The sequence below is a fragment of the Alcanivorax sediminis genome, assembly GCF_009601165.1.
GTDB lineage: Bacteria > Pseudomonadota > Gammaproteobacteria > Pseudomonadales > Alcanivoracaceae > Alcanivorax > Alcanivorax sediminis.
In genome coordinates this window covers 2,100,073-2,124,930 of record NZ_WIRE01000001.1, presented here as the reverse complement: position 1 = coordinate 2,124,930, position 24,858 = coordinate 2,100,073, and the positions used below count along the sequence as shown (strand labels likewise).

The following is a 24,858-nucleotide window of genomic DNA, read 5'->3' as shown; positions in this document are numbered from 1 at the left end:
GTCCCATCCATCGGCTGCGGAGTTCGCTCCGTGTAGCTCTCCCGAGCCAAACTTTAATCGGCGCCCTCTGGGCGCCGTTTTTTTTGGCCGCTCTGCGGCTGCTGGACGCTCCACGCAACACCCAACACGCGAAAACAATCCGCTGCGGAGAATACGGTGGGAGTGTGCCTGCACGCGATTGGAGCTATAAGCTCCAAGGAAGTTCAAAAGCCAGACCGACAGTGCAAACGCCCCACATAAGGGCCGGAGCCTGGCAGCCCCTCCCTGTTTTTGTGGGAGCGGTGGTTCCACCGCGATTTTCAGGTTTATGTCATTTCGAGGTCGAACGACTGCTCCCATACAAGGGCGACGAAAGCGGCGGGAGCATGATGTTGCGTGAAGCGTGCTGCGTCACTGCAGCATAAACGTCACGTATTCCAGTTCATTCATGCGTCGGTTGACCAGCCATAAGCCCACCAGCACACATACCCCCAGCGCGGCCATGTAACCGAAGCCAAAGAACTGAGGCCCAAGCGTCAGGCTGATGGCGGTAAAGACAATATTGAGTACCAGGAACAGGCCAGTGAGCATCACCAGCATGCGCCGCTGATCCAGATAACAGAACACATTGATAATGGCGAGGAATACAACCTGCAGGGCGGCCGCCACCAGCTGCACTTTCAACAACGGCAGGTATAGCTCGGAGATACCCAGCGCCGCAAAAATCTGCGCGCCGGTGGCCATGATAACCAATGCGGCGATGGCCTGAATCTTGAGGATCTGGAACACCCCCTGGCGGATGACAAACACCATCTGATTGCGCATATCCTCAATGTAGCTCAGGGATCCCCCTTCACGCACCGCGCCATAGAAGTTGTTGTAGTACTCCACGAAGTCCGTTTCCATGCGCACCAGGAACACCGCCATGCCGGGAATGAGCGACAGGTAGGACAGAAATACCGGAATATCGTAAATCAGCGATGAGCGTAACGGCCCAATCACCTCACTGCCGGTACCGGAGAAATACCAGAACATAACCTTGTCGGCCCAGACACCGGCGTTATAAAACAGGCCAACCAGAATCAGTGATGGAAAAAGGTATTTTTTGCTGAAGAGCTCAAAGGAAACGATTCTGACCGAGGGATAGCCCCGAACAATCATGACCAGCATGCCGGTCAACAGCGTAACCTGTCCCAGCAGGAACCCCAGCAGCAGCCCTTCCAGATTCAGAAAACGCAGCCAGTAAGCCGCAAACACGGTAATGGAATAGCCGAGCGCGTAGAGCCAAAGGATTGCCTTGTACTGTTTCATACCAGACAGGAAAACGGTGGCAATCCAGATATTGCACAGCACGACAAAGCAGGCCACCAACAGCGCGCGAAACAGGATGCTTTCGGCGTGAAACATGTACAACGCCACACCCAGCCCCAGCAGCCCAGCCACGGCGGTCACCAGCAGCGTGACGCCACCAAAATTGGGCAGGATCAGCTCTTCCTGTCGTTCGAAAGCGCGGTCTGCACAGAAACGGGTGAAGGCGAGTTGAATGCCCCCGGTCAAAACCAGACTGGACGCAATCAAATAGGTGACCGATACCTGGAATTGCGCAACAGCCACATCCGGAATCACGGTCCCCAGACTGAAGATACCGATAATCAGAATGCCAATGATCGACAATACCCAAGGCCCGGAACTGATGACTCCCGCATAGGTATAGGCACGGATCAGACCCAGCAGGGTGTCTTTGCGAAGCAGTTTACGAAGCTCGAACCCGATCCCCGCCATCAGCTGTGCCCCTTCAGTTTGCCAACCTCGGCAACACTCTCAGCACTTTTCGCCATCAAACCTTCGTAAAGGTTGCGGTAGGAAGCAAACATGAGCTCCTGAGTGTAAAGGGCTTCCACACGTCGAATGCCAGCCTGCTGGGCAGCATCCCATGCAGGCCTGTCCGTCAGCAAACGAGTCACGGCTTTGCCAAGCGCTTCAGGGTCGGCAATGCCGACCACATCTCCCGCTTTACCCAGTGCTTCGTCCTCGGCCCCGAGCCCCTCGATCAACTGACGACAGGAACCCACATCCGTGGAGACAGTCGGGACGCCCGCCGCAAAACCTTCAAGAATAACCAGGGGCAGGGCCTCGCTGATCGAACTCAACACCAACACGCCCACTTTCGGCAATAGCTCATCAATTTTCTGAAACCCGAGAAACGTGACGTTCTTGTCCAGTCCCAGACTGGCGACCAGGCCCTGACATTCCTTCACGTATTCAGGGTCTTCATCCTGCGGCCCTGCAATCCAGCCTTGGGCATCAGGGATCTCGTTCACCACCGTTCGCATGGAGCGCAAGAAGGTCTTCACATCCTTGATCGGCACCACCCGCCCGATCAGGCAGGCGACTTTCGGTACATCATTTCCCCTGGCTTCGCGCACGGCTGCGAAACGCGGTAAATCAACCCCATTGGGAATATTATGCGTGCGCTCCGCTGGCGCTCCATCAGTCACCTGTCGCTCACGGTTACGTTCGTACAGGGCAACAATTTCGTCAGCAGCCAGATAACACTGCTTGCCAAGTTCAGAAAAAAAGTTCACCCACTTTTCACGAAAATAGGCCATCTCCGCGTTGTTCTTTTCAACCAGACCACGGTTGTCGCTGATCCACTCACTCTGGAATAGATCAATCTTTCTTTCCTTGGTATAGATACCATGCTCGGAAAGCAGCAGGGGCCTGCCGGTGCGCCGCTTGAGCAGCGCACCGAGGAAACCTGCATATCCCGTTGAGATGGTGTGGTACATCTTTGCCGGGATCAGGTTATCGGCAATCTCATTCAGTGCCCAGATCGGCGAGTGCATGATCCTCACCGTCCAAAAGTAATCCACAAAGGAAGGATCGCGGCTCTGCTCCCGGTAACAGCGGGAAATGTATTCCCAGCTGGCTCGACTTCGCAGGAAAGAATCTTCAGAGAGCGCTTTACCGTCGCCCAGCTGACCAACCATGCTTTCAAACATGGCCACTTTCTGCTCCGTGTTCTTGCCACTTTTTACCAGCTCATGAAATTTGCCAACCTGCTGATAGGCTGATGTATCACCTTTCATGGGGCGCTTCTCTGCGCCACGCTTGAAATTGTGCAGATAGTGGGTCTCCAGGTGCACCACATTCGGCGGCAACTCATACTTCATTGAGCCATAGTCTTCAGGGCGGCTACCGATAAAGCAGCAGGCGAATGTATATTCGGGGAAACCCCGAATCATCTGGTTAACCCAGCTGGACACCCCGCCACTGACGAAAGGGAAGGTGCCTTCAAGCAGCAGGCAGATATCGGCCTTGTCAGCGGTGGGAAAGCCCATGACCTCTCCAGTATTCAACGGATTTATTCAGGTGGGTGAACTGACTGTTATCGGAGATCTCGCCCATCAGACGACGCACCAGCGAGAACTGACGACGTTCCATGGCAATCTCAGCCAGCCACGGGTTGACCTGGTTGGCGGACAGCCCCAAACGACGGGAAAACACCAGCGACTGCTGAGCCTCTCCGACACTCCCTTGGGCTAACTGGATACGCCCACGCAAGACCCAGAGCCCGGCATCCTGCGGCGCTTCCATCAATGCCATATCGGCATAGAAAGCGGCCTTTTCCAGCGTCAGCTTGCGGATGTCCCCGCGCACCAGATCCTGATAGGTCAATTCCCAATAGAGTTCGGCAAGGCGACGGGCCAGACCATAACGGCGCGAGGATTTGGCCCGCTCCAGCAGCTGCAACAGCCGGTCGATATCGCGGGTGATGGTCTTTTCTTTCAGATCCAGAATGCCATAGGACAGCAGACGCACATCCTCGTAACGATCGCCGAGGGACTCACGCAACACCTTGCCGGTGACCCGGGCGGGCATGTCTTTAAGCACCAGCATGCCCTGCATCCGCAGCGCATCCGGAGAGTCCGGACTGGACAGCAGGCTCTGGATATCAATCTGCCGGAAGCTGCTGCTTGAGGCTGCCTGCACCGGCGTGTAGTAAGGCTCCCCGACCAGCGAGAAGGGTCTATCGCGGAAAATGGCCGGTAGCCAGACCCCCACCACAATCCCGATCAGCAGGGTCAACAGCCCAATGGCCGGGATAAAGAAAGCGAATCCAAAAATCAGTAACAACGAGAGCATCTTTGGCGTGCGAAAGCGCGCCGGCAGGAATCGCCACGCTACCACCGACATCAGCCCCGAGGCCAATGCATGAGCGAGCAGATACACGATGAAGTACGCCACGGAGGTGTCGTCACTCAACAGCAGCATCAGCGAGGCTATTTCCGAGCTGATGGCATAAAAGAGCAGCTTCAGATTAGACACCCCCAGCCTCCAGCAGCTCGGCCAGCTGCACTTCGGTGGAACGGGTATCCATGTGGCGGTAGAAGAAGCGTACCCCTGCCTGGCGCAGGCTCATAAAGGCAAATTCGTCTTGCAGCCACTGCTCGGTTCGCAGCACGTAGCCCTCAAGACCGGACACTCCCGTCATCGGCATCATGATCAGCAGCGTGCGATCAGAAACCCACCAGGCCAGGTCCAGACTGCGCAGGCCACGCGCGAGAGCATCCAGAATCAGGCCGGCCTGCTCGCTGTCATCCGCCACAAAAAGTGTCAGGGAAGTCTCTACCTTGCCCTCTTCCCGAAGCCGACCCAACGCAACCAGTTCACGGGCCATCTGGAAAGGCAACGCAGACCAGCGCTCCAGCAACAGGTGGGTATCCTTGCCAGCGTAAACCACATCCGCATAGAAATTCAGCAGTACGGAAAGCAGCTGCAGATTTTCAAAATTCACGGACAGGAATGGCATCCGCTCCACCACCAACACACCAATGATTTTCCCGGCACTATTGCTGATCGGTGCCGCCACCAGATATGCCCCGTGGTAGCTCTCTTCCTTCTCCTGCTGCACATGGGCCAGCAGCTGGTTCTCCATGGCGTAAGCCAGGAGGCTGTTGTCCTTTTCCAGCGGGCGGTTCTCGCCCAGTACAGCCACAGGCCTGTCATCAATCACGCCATCGCGACAGGGATACAGTGCCGCCCGCTGCAACTGACAATACTCCGCCAGAATACCCAGCAGGTCGTCTCCGGCAGGCAGCGCGGTATCACTGCTTTCTTCCAGCGCCAATGAGCGAAGCCGGAACAGGGCGTCTCGCACCGTGTAGGGTTTGGTAAGCAGGTTCTCCTCAAGGCGATCGTGGGACAGGCGCAGCAGTACAAAGCGTTGCGTCAGGTTTTTCAGGCGCTCAAGGGAGTAACTGGCCGCACTGTCCGCACGCATCAGACGTACACGCCAGAGATCCGAGAACTCCCCCGCCACCAGAGTGAATACCAGCCCTCCGAGCATGGCGCCCTCCGGGAAGGACTGCTGGGCGTAGAGGCCAGAGGTCTTGAGTACGTACCAGCAGCCAATCAGACACAACATCGCCCATACGCCCACCAGGCCACCGTAACGCATGGCGATCACCAGCGGCACCAGCAGAATCCAGCGAAAGTCGGCATCCAGCGTCATGGGATCTTCCGGGCGCAGCCACAGACCGATTCCCACCGCCGCAGCCGTCAGCAGCACGGTTTCCACCATGGACCAGCCCACCCGCATGGAGGGGGCAAGCCACTTTGTCAGTTTGCCGTTGGCGACCTGTTCCAGCATTAGTCGACTACCGGCTTGAGCAGTTTATCGATGACTTTCTGGCCCGTTTCACTCAGGGAATCACGGGCCCAGCCGGCTCGGGAAGCGGTGCCACTGTAAACAATCTTGCCCGATGGCAGCTCACGAATTTCCAGCATCACCCCCACCGCCGGCTCACCATCAACGCCGGTTTTGTAGCGCCATTCATGCACCACACCACTGACCACATAGTTGGCGTTCTGGGTATTCACCCACTGCGCCATCTTGTTACGGCTGGCACTGGATGAGGCTTCAAACAGCACGCCATCGCTGTCGGTCTCGGGATAGACTTCGACGCGCTCCGCACCACGGCGATACAACACCGCCTCGACAATGGCAGAGGCTCTCAGGCCAGCCTGCGGAGTCGCAGTACGGTTAACCAGAGGCAGAACCAACCAGGTTCCCTCCCCTGACAGGTTGACGCCCTTGCTGCTGCGAACGTGGGTGCATCCCGCAACCGCGATCACCAGCATCACTGCGATGAGAACTCTCATGACATTGCTCCCTAATAGTAAATTCGATATTCCAGTGCGGCACGGTAACTGTCTTCATTGCTACCGCCGGTATTCAATTGCCGTTCAAACAAAAGCTTCCAGGCATCGCGGCCAATCAGCGGGCCCTCAATGCCGATTCGTCCATTGATGCCATCTTCAAACAGATTGTTCTCGCTATAGCCAATCTCAGCCCAGGCCTGCAGGCGATGAGGGCGAATATGAAGATCCCCCGCCCCTAACATCAGTACGGCTTCTGTCTGGTAATAGTCCTGCGGAATAGCCGACGTGGACTCCCCTGCCGGAATAAACGCCCTGACCTCCCCCATGCTTTGCCGCACTTCGGTAAAGTCAGCCCGTGTATGGATCACTCGGATGCCGGGAGAAAAGCGGGATAGCCAAGGGCGCCAGCTCGTCTCGATATTGACGATGCGCCCATCACCGAGAATCTGGTCATTGAGGTCACGATACTCGTAATCAGCCACATCCAGGCGGTTCTGCCAGTAGCTGGAGGGGTTCCAGTCCAGGGCAAAACGGCTACCGGTGCGCGAGCCCCCCAGAATCAGCAAGGAGGATTCATCCGCCGGCATATGCCACTGGTAATCCCAGCCCAGCGACCATTCCCGGGCCAGTGTCGCAGTCAGATCCAGCGATGCCATAGTTTCCGTGTTTTCAAGCAGGCTGCGCTGACCAACATACAATGCGTGCTGGTAACGGGCGCGTCGATACTGCCAGAGCACCGCCGCACGACGCTCATCCTCATCAATCACCAGCAGGGTTTCATCATTGCTGCTGAACGCTCTCTGATTGAATTGCAGGGCAAACTGGCTGAAACGGCCCACCGGCTGATACTGGGTGAACGCCCACTCCTCGATGTCCAGTGCGCCAATACGTTGTAAACCCGCATTCACTTGCGATGAGCGGGCAAAGGGCAACAGCAGGTCTTCCTGCATGGGGTGGGCACCCGCCAGTTCGGGAGCGCCCTCCTGCAAAGACGCAAAACGGGCAGCGGCCATGGCGGGTTCATCCAGCTGCAGGTGGGTATCCAGCTGTTCCTGAGTGGAGAGCTTCGGGCCATATTGATCCCTGGCGCGGGCAATACCATCGATATCGTTCTGCAGCGATGCATAGGTCAGCCCAGCACCCGCCTGTAGTTCTCCTTCTGCCTGCATCCTGCGCAAATACCAGCCCAGTGCCAGCTCCTGACTGGTTTGCAGCAATGACCACTGCGCCAGCCAGTCGGATTTATTGCCTTCTTCAAGCTGACCGCGAGACCGCGCAACCGCATTGGCACGGTTGAGTGAGGCATCACCATTTTCAAAGTACTGGCTGAGGGCCTGCATCATGTACAGGTACTCAGCCTTCTGCTCGTTCTCCACCTGCGCGGGCAGATTGGACCAGAGGTGACGCAGCACCGGCCAGGCCTCATCGCTGCGCCCGGCCGAGATCAATGTCTGGGCGTACTGCCACTGACGCGACCAGTCATTGGGCGAGCGTTGCAGCAATGCCTTCTGGTAACGCAGCGCCTCATCGGTATCACCCAGCACCAGGTAAGCCGCCGCACACACTTCCCAGTAGCCGCTGCTGCGGCGTGTGTCTTCTTTCCATGCCAGCAGGCTGCGGCGCAGGATGGCCTTGTTACCCGCAGCCACATGCAGCCATAGCCAGCTGATGCGGGAGTCGCGATCGTTGGGAGCCAGATACAATGCCTGTTGCAGGGAGCGACGCGCCTCACCGTGACGCTTGTTGCGCTGCTGAAAGGCAGCCTGGAATTGCATGAATTGCGGGTACTGCTCCAACTTCTGGCGCTGTTCTGCGCTTAACTGATCCAGGAACACCTGCACCCCGATCGAGTCCCCGCGCTCCTGCAATGCATACAGCACACCCACTGCCAATGCCGGGTCTTCCAGCTTCTTCCAGGCGCGGGACATCAACGCCACCATTTCATCTCGGTCGCGGTAGCGGATCAGGTTGATGTAGGTGTAGAGGTCCGCAATGGTGTCGTCGTCATTGGCGATGAGTTGCTCGTAATGACTCTGGGCCAAGTCCCAGCGCCCCTGCTCTGCCGCCATTACCGCCAGCTGGCGGGTGATCTGGGGGGAATAATCCAGCCCCGTGGCATCGCGCGCCAGGTTGTCCACGGCCGCATTGCGATCACCGTGGAGCCACTGGATGCGTGACGCATGCAGGGCCATGTCATGCTGTGGCCCATAGCGATCCATGTATTGCCGGGCATAGCGCACAGCCTGCAGATCCGCGCCCTGATTGAGTGACAGCAGCATCATCTGCCGCAAAGCAGGCCGGCTCGGATAGCGACGATGCCAGTCACGAAAAAACGACACGCCTTCAGCCGGACGCCCCAGCAACTCGTATTGGCGAGCTATCTTTTCGATCAGGTCCGCATCACGAGGACGGTCTCGCAGGGATTTCTGGTGCGCTTCGAGCACCAGTTCATCGTTGTAAACCGCAGGCGCCAGTGCCATCACTTCATCCCAGGCCTGGCGTGAATCCGACAGCTCTGCCACCTTCTGCCAGGCTTGCAGGGACGTTTCAGCATCGCCCTGCCAGCGCGCCACCTGAGCCAGTCGTTCCCACCAACGTACATCGGACGGACGCCAGTACAAGGCGTTGTCAATTACCTGCCGTGCACGCACCAGATTGCCGGCGCCGACAAACACCTGATAACTATCGTTGTAATAGGACTCTACGTAAGGTTCGGGCTTCGTTTCTGCATGGGCCTGGCCAGCAAACAACAGAACCGCGAACACTGCCCCCTGCCATTTCATCAACTACCATCCTCCGGCAGCCGAAGCAGCAGCACTGCATAGTGTTGTGCCTGGGGCACATCGGCACAGGCCAGTGACAGATTCATCAACCGGTAAAGCACGTCCTTGTCTCCGAGGAAAGCCTGGTCTCGCTCACGCATCACACGTACGGCTTCCGCATAGAGTTCACCAGCCTGGAGCACTTCTAGAGCGGCCAGAAAGGAACGGCGGCGCACAGCATAGCTGTCACTGGCATCCATGGCGGCAAGATGCTCTTCTGCCGCATCCCGGTAACGACCATTACCCAGTAACAATCGCGCGGACAAGGCATGGAACTTTTCCGCACCTTGACCCTGGCCTGTTGCTGCTTGCTGGCGATAGAGACGCACCGCCTGATCCACCAGTCCCATGGCCATGGCCATTTCGGCCGCCTGTTCGCTGTGTTGCGCATCCAGCGAGGCAACATCCAGCGCCTTGAGACGATCACGGGTTTGCGGATACAACGCAGAGCTCGGCCGTTCCGCCGGCTGCAGTGCCATCAGCTGGATGAAATCACGACGCAATTCCAGCCAGGCCAGCTCCGCAGCGAAACCGAATCGCTCGCCACGCGGGATCAATTCCATCTGATAGGCTGCCTGCTGATACTCACCCAACTCAACCAGTTCGCGGGCCAGCAACATGCGCAGCTCATAATCATCCGGCTTGGCCCGCAACCAGGCCTTCATGTAGCTGAGGCTTACCGCATCAAGCCGCGAGTTGCGCAGGGTTTCAGAAAGGTTGCGCGGAAACACCAGCCAGAACGCCACCAGTATCACCACCATCAGGATGGCGAGCTCCGGCAAGCGAGCCACACTCAGGCGCTCAGTGCGAACATTGTAGCCGTAGCTCTTCGAGCCCATGCCGCGCACTCCTGTAGTGATATAGGCCGCCACTGCGTCGGGCGGGAGAAATGACCTTGCCGTTCTGGCGCAACTGACAACCTGTCATGTTGGCCAAGCTGAATGACAAGCCTTCATGGCCCTGCAGGGAAAAACGCCATCCCTCTGGCAATGTCTCAAACGCTGTCAGGCGGGCATTGGCCTGTTGCAGGTAGGGCGCCCGCGGTTGCTCCGTTCCCGTCCAGCTAGCCTGCTTGCCGGTGAGATGCAGATAGCGACCTGGCTTGTCTTCCCGGTAACCGGCAAGGCCTTCGCTGCTGGTCAGATCCGGCAAGGGTAGCGATGAAGGAAGACGCAGGGTGCGCAGCTCGCCACCACCCCGCACCAGCCAGCGATCGCCGTCGCGAGCGATGACCATCTCGTTGAAATCCAGCACCTTGCGCACATACTCCGAGGCAAATACCGGATGCAGGTCCTGCTTGCCGGCCCATCGATACACATCCAGGAGGGACTGCAGGGAGGCATTCTTGCTGGCAATGTAGGTGTGGTAATAGATATCCACCGGCTTGAAGCGATGCGGGCTTTCGGTCAGTTCAAACGTCTCGATGACCCGATTGAATCCATAAAAGGGCCCGGTCCACTCATTGGTATAAATGTTTTCATTCTGGTTGGGCGCATACACCTGATACTCGCCCCCCTTGGGAAGACCGATACCTTTTATAAGCGTCCATGTTGGCTCACTGCGAGTGATGACGGTGTCACTGCCATTCATGTTCAGCAGGCCATGCTCTCGGGCAACCTTCAACGCTTGCGGCGTCGGGATCGTATCGCCACTCCACAGCACCATGCGGGTCTTCTTGCCCGGCGGCAGCAGATTGCTATCAATGTAACGGGCGGAACCGGCCACTTCCCGTTCCGGTGTCATGCTGTAGTTCGGTAATGGCAGGCGCAGCTGCCCTTCCTCACCGATCAGGTCCGCAGGTTGCGCTTCAGCGTCATACCAGAAGAAGGGGTGGGAATAGGTGTGCGTCGCCGCCTCCACATGGGACAGGGCAAAGATCTGACGGGCAATGTGCTCCAGGCGCGGCGCCATTTTCGGGTACAGCCCCTGCGGAGAAACCTCACCTTCGATGATGGAAACCGTCGTCGGGACACTGTACTTCTTGAGAACCTCTTCCAGCAGCACAAGCGCATCCGGCTGCCCCTGATAACCCTCCACTTCGGCCAGGCTGGGAAAGCCATCACCATCAATGTGCGCGAACAGCAGGCGCTTGCCATTCTCGGTGGTGACATCCGGGATCGGCATCTGCGGAAGCTTCAGGGCATCGCTCATGAAGGTCAGCGGATTGAGCATCCAGCGCTCCAGTCCCTTGCCCTGAACAGTAGGCAAGGTGGAACGAATCACGTAAGGGTTGAAGGCATACCCTCCCCACTCTGTCATCGCTACCGGCATATAACGCTGCTGACCGGACATCAGCTCCAGCCAGGGTACGGTGGCCTGACTGTTGTAGAGGGGTTCACCCACGGGCATGTAGGCTGGCAACGGCGCCTCAAACCCCATCGCCGGGTGCTGGGTCACTGCTTCAGGCAGCTGACGGGGATTATTGCGCCCCTCAAAACCGAAGACACTGCCATTGGGTCCCAATGGGTCCACCGCCGGGTAGCCGATCATGGCGATGGGCACCCCGGCTTCACGCTGGGTAACCAGCCAGTCTTCAAACGCCGGCGTGGTGATGTTGTCTTTCTCCAGCCAGATCACGATACCCGCATAACGGCCACGCAGTAGTCCCGACGGCATCGCCTCGTCAATGCTTCTGATCTCCGGCACCAGTCCCTGAAACTGCAGCGGCATCAATCCGTAGCGAACCGCATCAGCCAGCTCCCAGGTCCGCTCGTCATTGCCGCCATGAATGACCAGCACATCCCGTGGCAGGATCTCCCTAAGCCCCAGCCCCATGCCATCGATGGCCGGATTAGTGACCCACGGAATGATCCCGTGGGCGGCAATGCGCCCGGCCAGCTCACGGGCCTGATCACGATTGGCTAAAGGCGCATAGTCAATGGCAATGCTCTCGATACCATAGGTTTCCCGGCTTTTACGTAACTGCTCGATCAACCAGGCGCGATCGGCTTCCGGCACGCTCTGATACGCCTGAGTGTCCGGTTGCCAGCTCTGGTATAGGGACTCGGCCGCGATGGCGTCCACCGTGGCCGACACCATGGGCATCAGCTCAAAGCCACGGTTAAAGATGAAGCGAGCGTCGGGGTAACGCTCGCCCACCGCATTGATCAGCGCCGCCAACCCCTCGCGCTGGGCCTGCCGGCCGGCCTCGTCCGTCACTGCCAGCTGATAACTGTCCAGAGTATCCAGAAAGAAACCGCGGTAGCCCTGCTCCCACAACGGAGCAAACACCAGATCCAGGAAAAGGTCGCGAAGCGGCTGAGAGGATTGATCCAGAATGAAGGAGCCCCAGTTGGGGTTCTTGCCCAGTCTCCACTCCGGCTGGATACGGGAGAAATAAGAGCGAGAAGCGAGCACCTCACCCAGGCTCACGTAGGCATAAAAGGTTTGATCACGAAAGTCAGTCGGCACCCCATTCGCCTGCCCGGGTTCCACCACCGGATACTCGTATAGGGATAGTTCAGCCCAGGGAATGGCTGCCCCATAGTAGAAAGCGGCTGCGGAAGGAGGAGCTTGTGCAGCGAGCCCCCTGCCCGCAAGTGCAAGAAGCACTCCCGCTATTAGAATAGCAAACCGATACAAACGTGCATTCCTTCACATTATTTGTGTGACGTGACCGGCTTTATACATGATGTAACAGAAATACTGCAGTGGCACTTGTAGAACAAAAGCAAAAAGTTGTTTAAGCATGAAGAAAATTCATGCTTTCTTCTTACGCTAATCGACTCTCTTTGCCAAACTGAGGCCGCAGGAAGTCCATCTGATCCCCGCGAATGCGGTGGCTGTTAATCAACGCCAGATATTCCGCCATGTTGGGCACATAAGGCAGTGCCAGCAAATCCATATCGATCTCTTCCAGTCGCCGACTCCCCTTGCGCTGATTGCAGCGCCGGCAGGCCGACACCACATTCGACCAATGATCCCGACCGCCCCGGGAAGTCGGCACAATATGATCACGGGTCAGAGCACTTTCGGGGAAGGGCTTGCCGCAGTAGAGACAAAGTTGCTGATCACGCCGAAACAGGGCCCGGTTGGTAAGTGGTGGCGCGATACGTCTGTGGGTGTGAATCGCCCCATCACAGGCAATAATGGAGTGCAGCGCCAGGGTCGAACGCTTACCGGTGTGGCGACAGATTCCGCCCTTGGGGCGATAGATCACCTCCCCCAGCGTCCAGGTGACCAGATCGCGGGCATACAGCGTGGCCGCCATTTGCCAGTCCAGCCATTCAATCGGGGTTCCCCCCTTGTCCAGCCGCAGGATCCGTTCACTCATGGGCATGTTCTCCAGTGCAATCGTGTAATGAGGTAAGAGTAATCACGAAGCGATGACGGTTCGGCGACAAACCAGAACGGATGAAGAGACGCAAGAAACGGGGGACAAGGGCGCTGGCAGACGGTGTCTGAAGAGTGAAACACTGGTTTCCGGGTACCCAAGAACACAATCACCCTGCCCTGGCTATGAGATCTTTGCTTAACCTGCCTCAACAGGCTAAGCAAAGATGCTCAAATAATAACCAGCAGAGACGGCAAGCCGCAACCCGAGCCCTATGGCGGCGTCTGAAAGGTCGGCAGACGGTAACAGGCGGACACTGTTGCCCCGGTGTTATCGCCATCCGTCATGATCGCAACCGCATCGACCTCCTCCACATCCAGCTGGTGATAGCGGCGAAAATCGTCGCGCACATTACGTGAAAAGGATTGCCACCCCGTCACGGGATCCGGGCCTTGTACCACCACCATATGTGCCTGACTGGCAAACGGGTTTGGCCAGTGAGCACCAACGGGATACTGTCGAGACCACACATAATTGATGGCCCGGGTTTGCCAGGGCATCCACCCCTTCTTGATCACATAGACCCGAGCGACAAAATCGTCTCCCTCCTTGCTCTTTTCTTCTTTGCCGGGCCAATCCGGCTGTTGATCTGACCGCCATTGCCAACGCAGCACCGGTGTTGCTCTCAGATCGACCGAATGCTTCCTTGCCAACCCGGAAGCGGTTCCTTTGGCCAGTGCGTGCCAACAATCTGATTCAAGCCGATACTCCGTTTTCCCCTCGAAATACACAGGCTCCCAACCCTCCGGGACCTGTGAAACCGCCGCTTGCGGCCAGAAAGCCAACGACAAGCAAGCTGCAATTAGTAAACATTCGACCACCGGGTCGGTCACAAGCCTCGTGTTCATCGGCTTTTTTCCTAAAATAGACATACTGTTTACGCGGAACAGGACTCCTGTCATCTCGCCAGGGCCTTGTGTTTTCCGTAAGTCACACTGTTTGAGGGCTATCCATGGAGTTTGATTACATCATTGTCGGTGCCGGATCTGCCGGCTGCGTACTGGCCAACCGCCTTTCCGAAAACCCGGATAACCGGGTTTGCCTGCTGGAAGCCGGGCCTGCGGACAACAGCCTTTTTATCCGTATCCCCGCCGGCATCATCCTGATGATGCGCTCCAATGCCCGCAACTGGCGTTATTACACCGTACCGCAAAAAGCGCTCAACAACCGCCAGATCTACATTCCCCGCGGCAAGACCCTTGGCGGCTCTTCTGCCGTCAACGCCATGTGCTACACCCGCGGTCACAAGTGGGATTATGACCACTGGGCAGAGCTGGGTAATGAAGGCTGGAGCTACGATGACGTGCTGCCCGTGTTCAAGCGCTCCGAACACTACGAAGATGGTGAAAACGCGTTTCACGGCACCGGCGGCAAGCTCAACATTGCCAACCTGCGCTATTCCCACCCTGTGAGTAATGCCTTTATCAAAGCCGGAGTTGAAGCCGGTCATCCGCAGACAGATGACTTTAACAATGACGTTCAGGAAGGCGTTGGCCTGTACAAGGTCAATCAGAAAGACGGAGAGCGCTGCGGCGTGTCTCGCGCATTCCTGCACCCGGTGATGGACCGCCCCAACCTGACGGTGATGACGAACTGCCTGGCCAACCGCGTGTTGTTCGAAGGCAAACGTGCCGTCGGCGTCGAAGTCGAACACAACGGCCAGATCCGCACGCTCAAGGCCAGCCGGGAAGTCATTCTCTCCGGCGGTTCCATTAACTCTCCACAGCTGCTGAAACTGTCCGGTGTGGGCCCGGCGGCAGAGCTGGCAGAGCACAATATCCCTCTGGTGCATGAATTGCCCGGCGTCGGTGAGAACCTGCAGGATCACCCGGACGTGTTGGTCGTTCACAAGAGCCTCAAAAAAGACACGCTCAGCCTCGATCCCGTCGCCCTGTTGATGACCGGCCTGAAAGGGATCTTTGATTTCTTTTATCGTCGCACGGGTCAGCTGACTTCCAACGTGGCGGAAGCGGGCGGCTTCATCAAGTCCCGTCCCGAAGAACCCATTCCGGATCTGCAGCTGCACCTGACTGCCGCCCGTCTTGATAACCATGGTCTTAATCTGGGCTTCAGCATGGGCCATGGTTACTCCGGCCATGTCTGTATCCTGCGCCCGAAAAGCCGCGGCAGCATCACTCTGCGTGATGCCAACCCTCGCTCACCAGCACTCATCGACCCTCGCTTCCTTGAGCACCCGGAAGACATGGAAGGCATGCTGCGTGGCCTCAAGGAAGTTCGACGAATCATGGGCCAGGATGCTCTCGCCCCATGGCGAGGAGAGGAAATCTTCCCTGGAGCCCATGTGCAGACTGACGACCAGCTGCGTGACTTCCTGCGCCAGAAGTGCGACAACATCTATCATCCCGTAGGCACCTGCAAAATGGGTAGCGACGATATGGCCGTAGTGGATAGCCAGTTACGTGTTCATGGCCTTGAAGGCCTGCGCGTCATCGACGCCTCCATCATGCCAACCCTGGTAGGCGGCAACACCAATGCCCCCACCGTGATGATTGCCGAGAAGGGCGCAGATTTCATTCTCGCCGACGCTGGCTGATCCCACCCCCTTCGTTGTCAGCGACATTGCTCCCGCAATTCGCTGGCAACGTTCACTCTTCTGTCATATTTATTTTCCACACTCCCCGCTCAATTCGAATTTTCGCCTACGGCGCCGCCACATCAGGAGGGCCGTAATCCAGGGGGGATTTATGGTGGATGCAGTATCATCTCCGCGCGCGCAACTGGTTGAGCTTCTGTGGCAACTCAAGCAGAACTTTGATCAGGAAAATGACAGCAGTCTGCGCTTTGTTCATTTCAATACATTACTCAACGACCCGGTCTATCGGGCCGAGATCATCAAGCGCGCAACGCAGAGCGAGAATCGCAAGATTCGCGCGCTGGGCAACAAGCTACAACAGGCGAATCGTGACGGTGTTCTGCTCAACAAAAAACCGGGCAGCAAAACAGTCAGTCCGTCGGTAACCAATCCAGATATTGCGGAAACGCTCAAGCAGCACAGCCCCATTGAGCAGCGCCGGCAGAGCCATCGCGGCACCTACACATGGCTGGCACTGGCCGCCGTTATGCTGGGCGTAATTGGTTTCTTCGGTTACAAGCCCCTTCACGAAGCCCTTGCCGGGCGGCATGTGGTCCAAGGCTCCTTGACCGGCAGCCACACCTGGACAGCGAACACGACATGGATCCTGGATGGCATCGTCTATCTGGAAGGGAACAGCAGTCTCACCATCGAACCCGGTACGCTCATAGAAGGCCGACCCGGGTCAGCGCTGGTCGTCACCCGCGACGCCACCCTGTTTGCCCGTGGCCAGGAAGGAGCCCCCATTGTGTTCACCAGCAACCAGGCTCCTGGCACCCGTACTCCGGGCGACTGGGGAGGTGTGGTACTGCTGGGAAGCGCCCCGGTTAATGTCGCCAACGCCCAAATTGAAGGGGTACCTTACGGCGACACCCGCGGACAGTTTGGTGGGCGCGATGCAGAATCCTCCTGCGGCGTAATGGAGTACACACGCATTGAGTACGCCGGCTTTGAGGTGTATGCCAATAATGAGCTCAACGGTCTGACGCTGGGTGGCTGTGGCAGCAACACCATCATCCGTCATGTTCAGGTTCACCGAGCCCTGGATGATGGTATCGAAGTGTTTGGCGGTACCGTCAACCTCAAGCATATCGTGATTACCGGAGCCGGCGACGACTCCCTCGATTGGGATATGGGTTGGCGTGGCAACGTGCAGTTTTTGATCGCCCAACAACATCCCAATCTGGGTGACAATGCGTTCGAGGGCGACAACCTCAAGGCCAACCCGGACGCCACCCCGATTTCCGAACCCACGCTTTACAACGTCACGCTGATCAGCCCGCGCAGCCATGAAAAACATCACCGGGCCATGACCCTGAAAGTCGGCACCGGAGGACACTTCCACAACATCATCATCGACGGTTTTTCAGGTGAAACCATCGACATCAAGGACACAGAAACGGTACAGCGCATCAGCAACGGGCAACTGACGTTCAACAGCATGATGGTGCACAAGATAGGCAGCCGCGGGCTGACGTTTTTTGAAACGGAAAATCTGGACGGGGATGACGATGGCGGCTTTGATGAGAGGCGCTATTTTCAGAGCAGCGCAGTGAATGCCCAGTTTGGCACCGACCCCCTGCTCACCCGAGATGCCTACAGCCTGTCACACCCTGACTTTGCGCCCAGCGCCCGCTCACCGGCACGCAATGGCGCAAGCAGTATTCCTCAGGGTGAATTCTGGGATGAGGCCGCCAGCTACCTGGGCGCCATTCGCCCTGGCAGCGTACAGAACTGGACGGATGGCTGGACGAGTTATCCGTTGAATTAATTCAGTGGCGAGGTACGGGTAACGAGTTTCGAAAGACAATTAAAACCATGGCAAAGTGATCCCTGTTTTGCTCTTCGAAACTCGTTACTCGAAACTCGCTTCTGATTTTAAACCCGCACCTGCGTCTGAACTCTCTTGGCTGCCTGCCCCATCATGTTAATGATGCGGTCACGTTCGCGTTTCTTGATGGCGCCACTGTCCACATGCAGGCTGAAACCTTCCGCTTCATAATCCACGGAAACGGCACTGTCCTTCTTCAGTTCGGTGGCTGAACGGGCCAGTGTCTTGAGGATGGTGTTCTTGTCGAAATTACGGACACGTTCCACATCCAGGTGAATGCCAAAACCTGCAGTCTGGGCGGACACATAGCGGTTCTTGGCGCCGCTATCCTTCTTCGCACCCATCGCCTCAAACACCGGGATCGGGCGGTTGAAACCCTTTACCTGGATATCGCCCATATTGCGACACTGGATTCGGTCTTTGACCAACTCCTGAGTTGCCTCGGAAATCAGCACCCCACCGGGTCGGCAGGCAGACTCCAGTCGGCTGGCCAGGTTCACATCGGTACCGAGGATGGTGTAGTCCATTCGTGAATCGGTACCAAAATTCCCCACCGTCACGTACCCGGTGTTGATACCGATACGGATTTCCAGCTTGTGCTCAATCCCTTCCCGCTTCCAGCGCTGGCGCAACAGCTTCATCTGCTCCTGCATCTCGATACCCATCAACACACACCGGTAGGCATCCTCGATGGCCCCTTCACTATTGGGGTCACCGAAGAACACCATCACCGCATCCCCGATGAACTTGTCGATGGTACCGCCGTGACGCAACGCAATCCGGGTCATCTCGCTAAGGTAGGTATTGAGCATGCTGGTCAACGTCTCCAGCGGCAGCTCTTCGGAGATGGCACTGAAGCCCTTGATATCAGAGAAAAAAACCGTGAGCCGCTTGCGGCGGGTTTCCAGTTTGGCATCCCGCTTGCCGGAAAAGATGGAGCCCCAGATCTGGGGAGGAAGGTACTTGGCCAGCTTGCGGGACAATTCCACCGCCTGTTGCTGCTGGCGGCGTACCAGTTCCTGAGCCTCGCGGAGGTATCGGGCCTGGTAATGCGCAAAGGCAGAGGACGCCCCCACATAAATTCCCAGGCCCAGCAGCGATACCACGATCATCACCACTGGAACCGGTTCGCCCAAGGGGATATAGGCAAAGCCGAGGATGGCCCCCATGACAACGGCGCCAATGGTGGTCATGAGCTGGTTCAGGAGCCAGGGCTTGAGACCGCCACTAGTGACGGCATTGGCATGGACGATGATCAGCAGCACCAGCGAAGGGACCAGGGCGAAGTGTAATAGCGCACAGGTCATGCCAATCAGCATGGCATCCAGTTGCATCAGGAACTGGTGAGCGGCCTTTTCTCGAATATCTCTGCGGTTGGCAATCACCAGAATGGTCTGGGCAATCAGTGGGTAGGCAAGCAGGCCAGCCACGCCCAGCAGATAGATTTCCGGATAGAGCCCCAGTTTCAGACCCACGATCAACATCATCACCGCCACCAGGAAGGCAAGCAGACGAATATAGTTGGCCTGTCGGCGTGCCCGCTCCATAGGACCGATCAGCGGCCGGCGAGCTTTCTTTTTGGACGTGGAGGTCATGTGAACCGATTCACGGGATTTTTGCGAAGCTTAGCGTTTTCCCATCTAAGAAAAAAGACTGGCCTGACAGACGCGAGCGAATTTGCCTCGGAATGTGGCGGGTGGGACTCATTTGCAATTCAAGCTACCATTGCCGCCACGTTACAGGAGCCTTGAATGGACACCATCACCGCCCTTACCACCCGCGTCTCCAGCCCCAGACTGCAGGAACCCGGCCCCAGCGATGAGCAACTCGACCTGCTGCTGCGCGCCGCCATCCGGGCGCCGGATCATGGCCTGCTGCGGCCGTGGCGCTTTATTGTATTGCGTGGTGACCAGCGTGAGCGTCTTGCCGATATCATGGAAGCCCAGCTGCTTGAAGAACAGCCGGAGGCAGATCAGCGCACCCGTGAGAACGCCCGCAACAAGGCGTTCCGCGCACCCACCATCATTGTCGCGGTAGCGGAGATTACCGAAAATCACAAAATTCCGGCCTGGGAACAGATGCTGGCCGTGGGCGCGTCGGTTCAGAACATGATGCTGGCAGCCTACGAACTGGGCATTGGCGCCATGTGGCGTACCGGAGCCATGGCCAACTCCGATCTGGCCAAAGGCATGCTGGGTTTTGCCTCCAAGGATCAAGTCATTGCCTATCTATACCTTGGCACCCCTGCCAGCAGCCTGAAAAGCCTGCCTGACGAGTCGCCGGCTGACTTTGTCCGCGAGCTGCCATGATCAATCTGGAAACCCTGGCCGAGCAGGTCCGCGAAGCCATCCCGCTTACTCGGCATCTGCACTTCCAGTTTGCCCGCTTTGATGGAGACAGCCTCACTGTCATCGCTCCCCTCGGACCAAACCACAACGATAAGGGTACCTTCTTTGCCGGCAGTCAGTCGGCCCTGCTCACCCTGGCAGGCTGGAGCCTGACAACACTGCTGAGTCATCAGTGCGGCCACCCCGCCGATGTGGTCGCCGTGGAGACACAGCTCAAGTACACCCTGCCTCTGGACACCGATCTGCGCATCACCGTCACTACCGAGCAACGACAGCGCTTTGAAGAGCGACTGGGGGCCCGCGGCAAGGCCTCCCTTCGTATCCGTGCCATCGGCTGTGGCGATGACGGCAAGACCGTCTGCGAGTTCGACGGCGCTTATCTGGCGAGAACCTGAGCCTGCCAGCAACCCCGGCGAGGCTCCCGGGCCCTGTATTGGTCAAACCCTGAGCAACCGTAACAGCAACACTTGCCAGCACCCCCACCCTCCGGTACTCTACGCGCCCTCAATAGTGAGCAAGCATTCGGCCCACAGGCTTGCTCCATCACTGCCCGCAGTGAAACCCGTTTTAAGGTGAGGTGTCCGAGTGGCCGAAGGAGCACGCCTGGAAAGTGTGTATACGGAAACGTATCGAGGGTTCGAATCCCTCCCTCACCGCCAATACGAAAAGCCCCGCTAATGCGGGGCTTTTTTTATGGCCGCTTGGCGGCACACTCGTGCAATGCATGGGTATCACTTCTGTCCGGTATTGCCATGCATCGCTGGCGGCTCAACGATTCTTCCAGATCCTGGCTACCGCCTGATCGCTTCCCAGCCACGCAACGATGACGCACACCAGCCCCGCACCACCAAAGAACAGGGTAGGAATCAGGCCACCCATCAATCCTGAGGACAACGTCATTGCCAGTGAGCCTGACGCCAATATCAGGAACAGGATCGCCACTGCCACAAGAATCTTTCGGTAGGATGGCCGATAGACGAAACCATGGTCATCGCCCCCCTCAAACAAATCGAGGATCGGTGAGCAGATTTTTCTCATCAATGTTTTCAAGCATATCTCCAGTGAAAGACGGTTTCCCTCAGGATGCCGAACAGCAAAAAGGCGCTGAGTGCGCCCTTTAGCCTTAGCAAATTTTGAGCCGAAAACGGCCAGCGGGGTTAGCCAGCTGCCGCGTCTTCTTCCGCTTTCAGCTTGCGATACTCTATCGGGGTCATCCCTACCCAGCGTTTAAACGCGCGATAAAAGGTAGAGGGCTCGGAAAAGCCGGTAAGATAAACGATCTCGTCGATGGATTCGTCAGTCCCCGCCAGCAGACGTTTGGCCAGGCGACAGCGGTAATCCGCCACCAGCTGATTGAAGTTGGTTCCGGCATCGGCAAGACGGGTGCGTAACTGACGCGCCTTGATGCCCAACCGCTCCGCCACTTCTTCCAGGTTGGCGTGCCCGGATTCCAGTAACTCGCCAATCAGACGATTCACCTGGGCGACCAGATCCTGCTTCTCCAGTCGTGCCACCTGCTCGCTGGCCAACTGCTCATGGAGCTGCAGCAGCTCCGGCTCATGGTGCGCGGAGGGCAGGCTCATGACATTGGCATCGAAATACATGCCCACACTGGGCATGTCGAACTTCACGCTGCAATCGAACAGCCGTTGGTATTCGCTGAGATTGGCGTGCGGCGAATGACCGAAATGGATTTCCAGTGGCTCGAACGCCCCATCCGTCACGAAGCGGAAAAACTTGATGATTCCCATCATCATGCATTCGTTAAGATGACTGAGCCGCTTGCTCCAGATCATTTGCTTGAGGAAGACACGCTCCCCCTCTTCAAACAATTCACCCTGAGCGGCATCCGAAAGCAAGCGCTGGTAATCCAGAGCCCGCTTGATGCCCTCCCCGAAGGTTGGACTGGAAAGGAACAGGTACTCAAGCACCTGGCCTTTATAAACAGGAATATGTTCACCCAGATGCAGCCCGATGAGCTCATCGCCAGACACCTTTTCCAGTGCCTGCCAGAACCACTCCTGAGCATCGTGGGGGGTGCGCAGATCCGGCACCTGAAGAATCGATTTGTCGAGCCCTACTTCTGCCAAAACGGCATCGGCATCAATACCGGCGTTGACCATGGCTTTATAGGCCATGCGTAACAGCACACCGGAATCCGTCATTTCTGCCATGCGTTCGCCTGTTCCCCTCAGGAAAACCGGATCATGCCACGACGAACCGCAAAGCACCGGTTTCCAAATAAAAAAAGCTACTCTCGAATGGATCGAGAGTAGCATAAGGATGGCAGGGCCGGAACCAGCTAACCGGCCGCTACCGGGTGCTCGGGGGTGCTGACTGGCAGGTCACGCGGCCTGACGTGCTTCTGATTTGGATTCAGAGATCAGAGACACAACTTTTCCGCGCAACCCTTTCTTGTTGGCGCCACCTTTACCGGGCAGGGAAAGCTTGAAGATTCGCTTCCACACACTCGCAGACTGGCGCAAGAAAGAACCCGTGTTATAAGGCAGGCCATACTTTTCACAGATCGCCTTCACCTCTGGCGAAATGTTCGCGTAACGATGCGCCGGGATATCGGGGAACAGGTGATGCTCGATCTGGAAACTCAGATTACCGCTCATGATGTGCATCAGGCGGCCACCTTCGAAGTTGGCTGAACCCAGCATCTGGCGTACATACCAGTGACCACGGGTCTCGTTTTCCAACACGGATTCCGGGAACTGCTCCACTTCTTCAGGGAAGTGACCGTTAAAGATCACCTGGGATGACCACAGGTTACGCGCCAGGTTGGCCGTCACATTACCGGCGAACACAAACGGAGCAAACGGGCCTGCCAGTGCCGGGAACAGCAGGTAATCCTTCACCAGCTGCTTGCGCATCTTCTTCCAGGTAGGCTTGAACTCTTCCTTCAGTTCTTCCTTGGTTTTGGTCTTGTAGATCAGGTAGTCCTCAAGCTTGAGGCTCTGAATTGCTACAAAATGCTGGAAGAAAGTGGCCAGAATGGCGGCCTGAATCGGGTTGAGAAGGAAACGAGGCTCCCATTCCTGCTCTTCAGACATGCGCAGTATGCCGTAACCAATATCGTGGTCCTTATCGAGCACATTGGTAAAAGTATGATGCTCGAAGTTATGAGTCTGCTTCCACGCGGTATTGGTACAGGTGTTATCCCAGTCAAACTGCTGTGAGCTGATTTTCTTGTCGCCCATCCAGTCGTACTGGCCATGCATGACGTTGTGGCCAATTTCCATGTTGTCGAGAATCTTGGCAGCGGACAGACACGCCACACCCGCCAACCACGCCGGTGGCAGGAAACCTGCCATGAGCAAGCCTCGGCCAGCCACTTCGAGCTGACGCTGACGCTTGATCAGGGTGCGAATGTACTTCTCGTCTTTTTCACCCAGGTCTGCGATCTCGCGGTTGCGGATGGCATCCAGCTCCTGGCCAATAGATTCGATCTGTTCGGGGGTCAGATTACGGTAAATACTCATGGTGCTGACTCCTATCCTTTAGATGTCGAGGGCCACCGTGCCTACCGGCACGCTGACGCAAAGTTGAATGTCTTCTTCATCGCCGCTGCTGATCACGCCGGTTCGCAGGTCCCTGACCTTGCCGGCGGTCTTCTTGCAGGTGCAGCTGTAGCAAATGCCCATACGACAGCCAGATTGCGGATTCAGACCGGCCGCTTCTGCCTGCTCGAGCAAAGTCTTGCCATCATTGGTCACCTGGGCTTCGCTGCGTACAAAGCGCACTTCGCCTTCCGCAGACTCGCCGTCATCTACAGCCGCAGTAGCGAGGGTGAACTGCTCCTTGTGAAGCTGATCCGTAATACCCTGCTCTTCCCAGACCTTCTCGACGGCAGCCATCATCGGCGGCGGCCCACACAGAAAAGTCGTTGCCTGTGCAAAATCCGGGACAGAATTGAACAGATGTTCACTAGAAAACAGGCCGCTCAGCTCGCCGCCTTCCTGCTCGTCAGCGAAAGCGCGCAGCAGGGTGACATTGCCAAATCGAGCGGCGATGTCAGCGACTTCCTCAGCATAGATCATGTCTTGCGCACGGTTGGCGTAATGCAGGAAGGTGATCTCGCCCTTGAAACCTTCATCACACAGGGTGCGCAGCATGGACATCACCGGGGTGATACCACTACCACCACTGATCAGCAAAACACGCTCGGGACGCTGTTCCGGCAGGGCAAACTCACCGCCGGCCTGTGACAGGGTCACCACATCACCAACTCGTACGCAGTCACGCAGATATCGGGAAACAAAGCCGTCAGCATGGGCCTTGGCGGTCAACTCAATTGTGCCGTCTTCACGATGCAAGGAGTTGGCCGGAGAGTAACAACGGGTGTGAAGCTTGCCATTGATGCTGACAGTCAGCTGCACAAACTGGCCAGGGACAAAGCCCTGCCAGTTGCTATTCGGCTTCAGCGTCAGCGTGACGCTGTCAGCAGTAAGGTGCTGAACGTTTTCCACTTTGGCGCGTACTTCCTTTACGGACCACAGCGGGTTAAACACTTCCAGGTAACGGTCTACGCCGTGCGGGTAGCCAAGCACCTCGGCAACACGGGACTGCAGCAGGCTATTCAGGCCCTGCTGAAAACGTCTAGGAGTCGAAGTTGTTGCGCTCATGGGATAATCCCTTAAAGTGAACAGGTGTGCTCATTTTTATTCGAACCGACTTTTTTGTCAACACTTGTTCACTATAAAAATAAAGCCCTTCATTTTCATGTGGTTACAAGTGCGTCTCAGGAATTTGTTGCATCACCGGCTGACAAAAGAGAGAAT

The 24,858-nt window shown here is 57.1% G+C and carries 19 protein-coding genes and 1 tRNA gene; 5 read left to right on the top strand and 15 right to left on the bottom strand.

All coding sequences use genetic code 11. From position 1 onward, the window contains the following. Nucleotides 1-390: 390 nt before the first annotated feature. The 10 genes from pelG to GFN93_RS09675 form a co-directional block, all read right to left on the bottom strand. Nucleotides 391-1,761, bottom strand: coding sequence for an exopolysaccharide Pel transporter PelG (pelG, locus tag GFN93_RS09720; protein ID WP_153500908.1), 1,371 nt, complete (start codon nt 1,759-1,761; stop codon nt 391-393). Continuing rightward, entirely contained in the window at nt 1,761-3,320 is a 1,560-nt protein-coding gene (gene pelF, locus GFN93_RS09715) for a GT4 family glycosyltransferase PelF (protein WP_153500907.1), read from the bottom strand. The genes pelG and pelF overlap by 1 nt, the downstream gene beginning before the upstream one ends. Continuing rightward, entirely contained in the window at nt 3,301-4,308 is a 1,008-nt protein-coding gene (locus tag GFN93_RS09710; protein ID WP_328594482.1) for a hypothetical protein, read from the bottom strand. The genes pelF and GFN93_RS09710 overlap by 20 nt, the downstream gene beginning before the upstream one ends. After that, entirely contained in the window at nt 4,301-5,632 is a 1,332-nt protein-coding gene (locus tag GFN93_RS09705) for a PelD GGDEF domain-containing protein (protein ID WP_153500906.1), read from the bottom strand. Before GFN93_RS09705 ends, GFN93_RS09710 begins: the two co-directional genes overlap by 8 nt. Beyond that, on the bottom strand, nt 5,632-6,144 hold the full coding sequence (locus GFN93_RS09700; protein WP_153500905.1) for a hypothetical protein: 513 nt from the start codon (nt 6,142-6,144) through the stop codon (nt 5,632-5,634). The genes GFN93_RS09705 and GFN93_RS09700 overlap by 1 nt, the downstream gene beginning before the upstream one ends. Nucleotides 6,145-6,155: 11 nt before the next feature. Then, nucleotides 6,156-8,927 carry a tetratricopeptide repeat protein gene (locus GFN93_RS09695; RefSeq protein ID WP_153501935.1) on the bottom strand — a complete coding sequence of 924 codons (2,772 nt, stop codon included), beginning with the start codon at nt 8,925-8,927 and terminating at the stop codon, nt 6,156-6,158. Continuing rightward, nucleotides 8,927-9,805: a tetratricopeptide repeat protein gene (locus GFN93_RS09690; RefSeq protein WP_153500904.1), complete on the bottom strand. Its 879-nt coding sequence runs from the start codon at nt 9,803-9,805 to the stop codon at nt 8,927-8,929. Before GFN93_RS09690 ends, GFN93_RS09695 begins: the two co-directional genes overlap by 1 nt. Beyond that, nucleotides 9,768-12,377 (bottom strand): endo alpha-1,4 polygalactosaminidase, encoded by a 2,610-nt coding sequence (locus tag GFN93_RS09685; RefSeq protein WP_328594480.1) that lies wholly within the window; start codon nt 12,375-12,377, stop codon nt 9,768-9,770. Before GFN93_RS09685 ends, GFN93_RS09690 begins: the two co-directional genes overlap by 38 nt. 301 nt (nt 12,378-12,678) lie before the next feature. Then, the gene (locus tag GFN93_RS09680; protein WP_153500902.1) at nt 12,679-13,239 is read right to left on the bottom strand and encodes an HNH endonuclease; all 561 of its coding nucleotides are present in this window, start codon (nt 13,237-13,239) and stop codon (nt 12,679-12,681) included. Between the two features lie 272 nt (nt 13,240-13,511). Next, on the bottom strand, nt 13,512-14,147 hold the full coding sequence (locus GFN93_RS09675; RefSeq protein WP_153501934.1) for a DUF3047 domain-containing protein: 636 nt from the start codon (nt 14,145-14,147) through the stop codon (nt 13,512-13,514). Nucleotides 14,148-14,251: 104 nt separating this feature from the next. Between GFN93_RS09675 and GFN93_RS09670 the strand changes: the two genes are divergently transcribed. Beyond that, on the top strand, nt 14,252-15,853 hold the full coding sequence (locus tag GFN93_RS09670; protein WP_153500901.1) for a GMC family oxidoreductase: 1,602 nt from the start codon (nt 14,252-14,254) through the stop codon (nt 15,851-15,853). A 151-nt stretch (nt 15,854-16,004) separates the two neighbouring features. Beyond that, the gene (locus GFN93_RS09665; RefSeq protein ID WP_153500900.1) at nt 16,005-17,663 is read left to right on the top strand and encodes a hypothetical protein; all 1,659 of its coding nucleotides are present in this window, start codon (nt 16,005-16,007) and stop codon (nt 17,661-17,663) included. 107 nt (nt 17,664-17,770) lie between these two features. Here GFN93_RS09665 and GFN93_RS09660 read toward each other — a convergent pair whose 3' ends face one another. After that, nucleotides 17,771-19,318 carry an adenylate/guanylate cyclase domain-containing protein gene (locus GFN93_RS09660; RefSeq protein WP_153500899.1) on the bottom strand — a complete coding sequence of 516 codons (1,548 nt, stop codon included), beginning with the start codon at nt 19,316-19,318 and terminating at the stop codon, nt 17,771-17,773. Nucleotides 19,319-19,474: 156 nt separating this feature from the next. Here GFN93_RS09660 and GFN93_RS09655 point away from each other — a divergent pair, with 156 nt between their 5' ends. From GFN93_RS09655 to GFN93_RS09645, 3 genes are all read left to right on the top strand, one after another. Further along, complete coding sequence (locus tag GFN93_RS09655) at nt 19,475-20,032, top strand: nitroreductase family protein (RefSeq protein ID WP_153500898.1); 558 nt, start codon at nt 19,475-19,477, stop codon at nt 20,030-20,032. Next, the gene (locus tag GFN93_RS09650; RefSeq protein WP_153500897.1) at nt 20,029-20,466 is read left to right on the top strand and encodes a YiiD C-terminal domain-containing protein; all 438 of its coding nucleotides are present in this window, start codon (nt 20,029-20,031) and stop codon (nt 20,464-20,466) included. Before GFN93_RS09655 ends, GFN93_RS09650 begins: the two co-directional genes overlap by 4 nt. 176 nt (nt 20,467-20,642) lie before the next feature. Further along, nucleotides 20,643-20,730 (top strand) — tRNA-Ser (locus GFN93_RS09645). Between the two features lie 109 nt (nt 20,731-20,839). Here GFN93_RS09645 and GFN93_RS09640 read toward each other — a convergent pair. The 4 genes from GFN93_RS09640 to GFN93_RS09625 all read right to left on the bottom strand — a co-directional run bounded on the left by GFN93_RS09640 (nt 20,840) and on the right by GFN93_RS09625 (nt 24,702). Then, nucleotides 20,840-21,121, bottom strand: a complete 282-nt coding sequence (locus GFN93_RS09640) for a hypothetical protein (protein ID WP_153500896.1) — start codon at nt 21,119-21,121, stop codon at nt 20,840-20,842. A gap of 107 nt (nt 21,122-21,228) precedes the next feature. Beyond that, the gene (locus tag GFN93_RS09635; protein WP_153500895.1) at nt 21,229-22,245 is read right to left on the bottom strand and encodes an AraC family transcriptional regulator; all 1,017 of its coding nucleotides are present in this window, start codon (nt 22,243-22,245) and stop codon (nt 21,229-21,231) included. Between the two features lie 171 nt (nt 22,246-22,416). Beyond that, nucleotides 22,417-23,559 carry a fatty acid desaturase family protein gene (locus tag GFN93_RS09630; protein ID WP_153500893.1) on the bottom strand — a complete coding sequence of 381 codons (1,143 nt, stop codon included), beginning with the start codon at nt 23,557-23,559 and terminating at the stop codon, nt 22,417-22,419. A gap of 18 nt (nt 23,560-23,577) precedes the next feature. Continuing rightward, the gene (locus tag GFN93_RS09625; RefSeq protein WP_153500891.1) at nt 23,578-24,702 is read right to left on the bottom strand and encodes a ferredoxin reductase; all 1,125 of its coding nucleotides are present in this window, start codon (nt 24,700-24,702) and stop codon (nt 23,578-23,580) included. Nucleotides 24,703-24,858: the final 156 nt, after the last annotated feature.

What these genes read in the sequence shown, in the direction of transcription:
- GFN93_RS09650 (WP_153500897.1), top strand. Translation starts at nt 20,029, where the DNA reads ATGATCAATCTGGAAACCCTGGCCGAGCAGGTCCGCGAAGCCATCCCG.
- GFN93_RS09690 (WP_153500904.1), bottom strand. Translation starts at nt 9,805, where the DNA reads ATGGGCTCGAAGAGCTACGGCTACAATGTTCGCACTGAGCGCCTGAGT.
- GFN93_RS09660 (WP_153500899.1), bottom strand. Translation starts at nt 19,318, where the DNA reads ATGACCTCCACGTCCAAAAAGAAAGCTCGCCGGCCGCTGATCGGTCCT.
- GFN93_RS09665 (WP_153500900.1), top strand. Translation starts at nt 16,005, where the DNA reads ATGGTGGATGCAGTATCATCTCCGCGCGCGCAACTGGTTGAGCTTCTG.
- GFN93_RS09670 (WP_153500901.1), top strand. Translation starts at nt 14,252, where the DNA reads ATGGAGTTTGATTACATCATTGTCGGTGCCGGATCTGCCGGCTGCGTA.
- GFN93_RS09655 (WP_153500898.1), top strand. Translation starts at nt 19,475, where the DNA reads ATGGACACCATCACCGCCCTTACCACCCGCGTCTCCAGCCCCAGACTG.
- pelF (WP_153500907.1), bottom strand. Translation starts at nt 3,320, where the DNA reads ATGGGCTTTCCCACCGCTGACAAGGCCGATATCTGCCTGCTGCTTGAA.
- GFN93_RS09675 (WP_153501934.1), bottom strand. Translation starts at nt 14,147, where the DNA reads ATGAACACGAGGCTTGTGACCGACCCGGTGGTCGAATGTTTACTAATT.
- GFN93_RS09705 (WP_153500906.1), bottom strand. Translation starts at nt 5,632, where the DNA reads ATGCTGGAACAGGTCGCCAACGGCAAACTGACAAAGTGGCTTGCCCCC.
- GFN93_RS09680 (WP_153500902.1), bottom strand. Translation starts at nt 13,239, where the DNA reads ATGAGTGAACGGATCCTGCGGCTGGACAAGGGGGGAACCCCGATTGAA.
- GFN93_RS09625 (WP_153500891.1), bottom strand. Translation starts at nt 24,702, where the DNA reads ATGAGCGCAACAACTTCGACTCCTAGACGTTTTCAGCAGGGCCTGAAT.
- GFN93_RS09695 (WP_153501935.1), bottom strand. Translation starts at nt 8,927, where the DNA reads ATGAAATGGCAGGGGGCAGTGTTCGCGGTTCTGTTGTTTGCTGGCCAG.
- GFN93_RS09630 (WP_153500893.1), bottom strand. Translation starts at nt 23,559, where the DNA reads ATGAGTATTTACCGTAATCTGACCCCCGAACAGATCGAATCTATTGGC.
- GFN93_RS09700 (WP_153500905.1), bottom strand. Translation starts at nt 6,144, where the DNA reads ATGAGAGTTCTCATCGCAGTGATGCTGGTGATCGCGGTTGCGGGATGC.
- pelG (WP_153500908.1), bottom strand. Translation starts at nt 1,761, where the DNA reads ATGGCGGGGATCGGGTTCGAGCTTCGTAAACTGCTTCGCAAAGACACC.
- GFN93_RS09635 (WP_153500895.1), bottom strand. Translation starts at nt 22,245, where the DNA reads ATGGCAGAAATGACGGATTCCGGTGTGCTGTTACGCATGGCCTATAAA.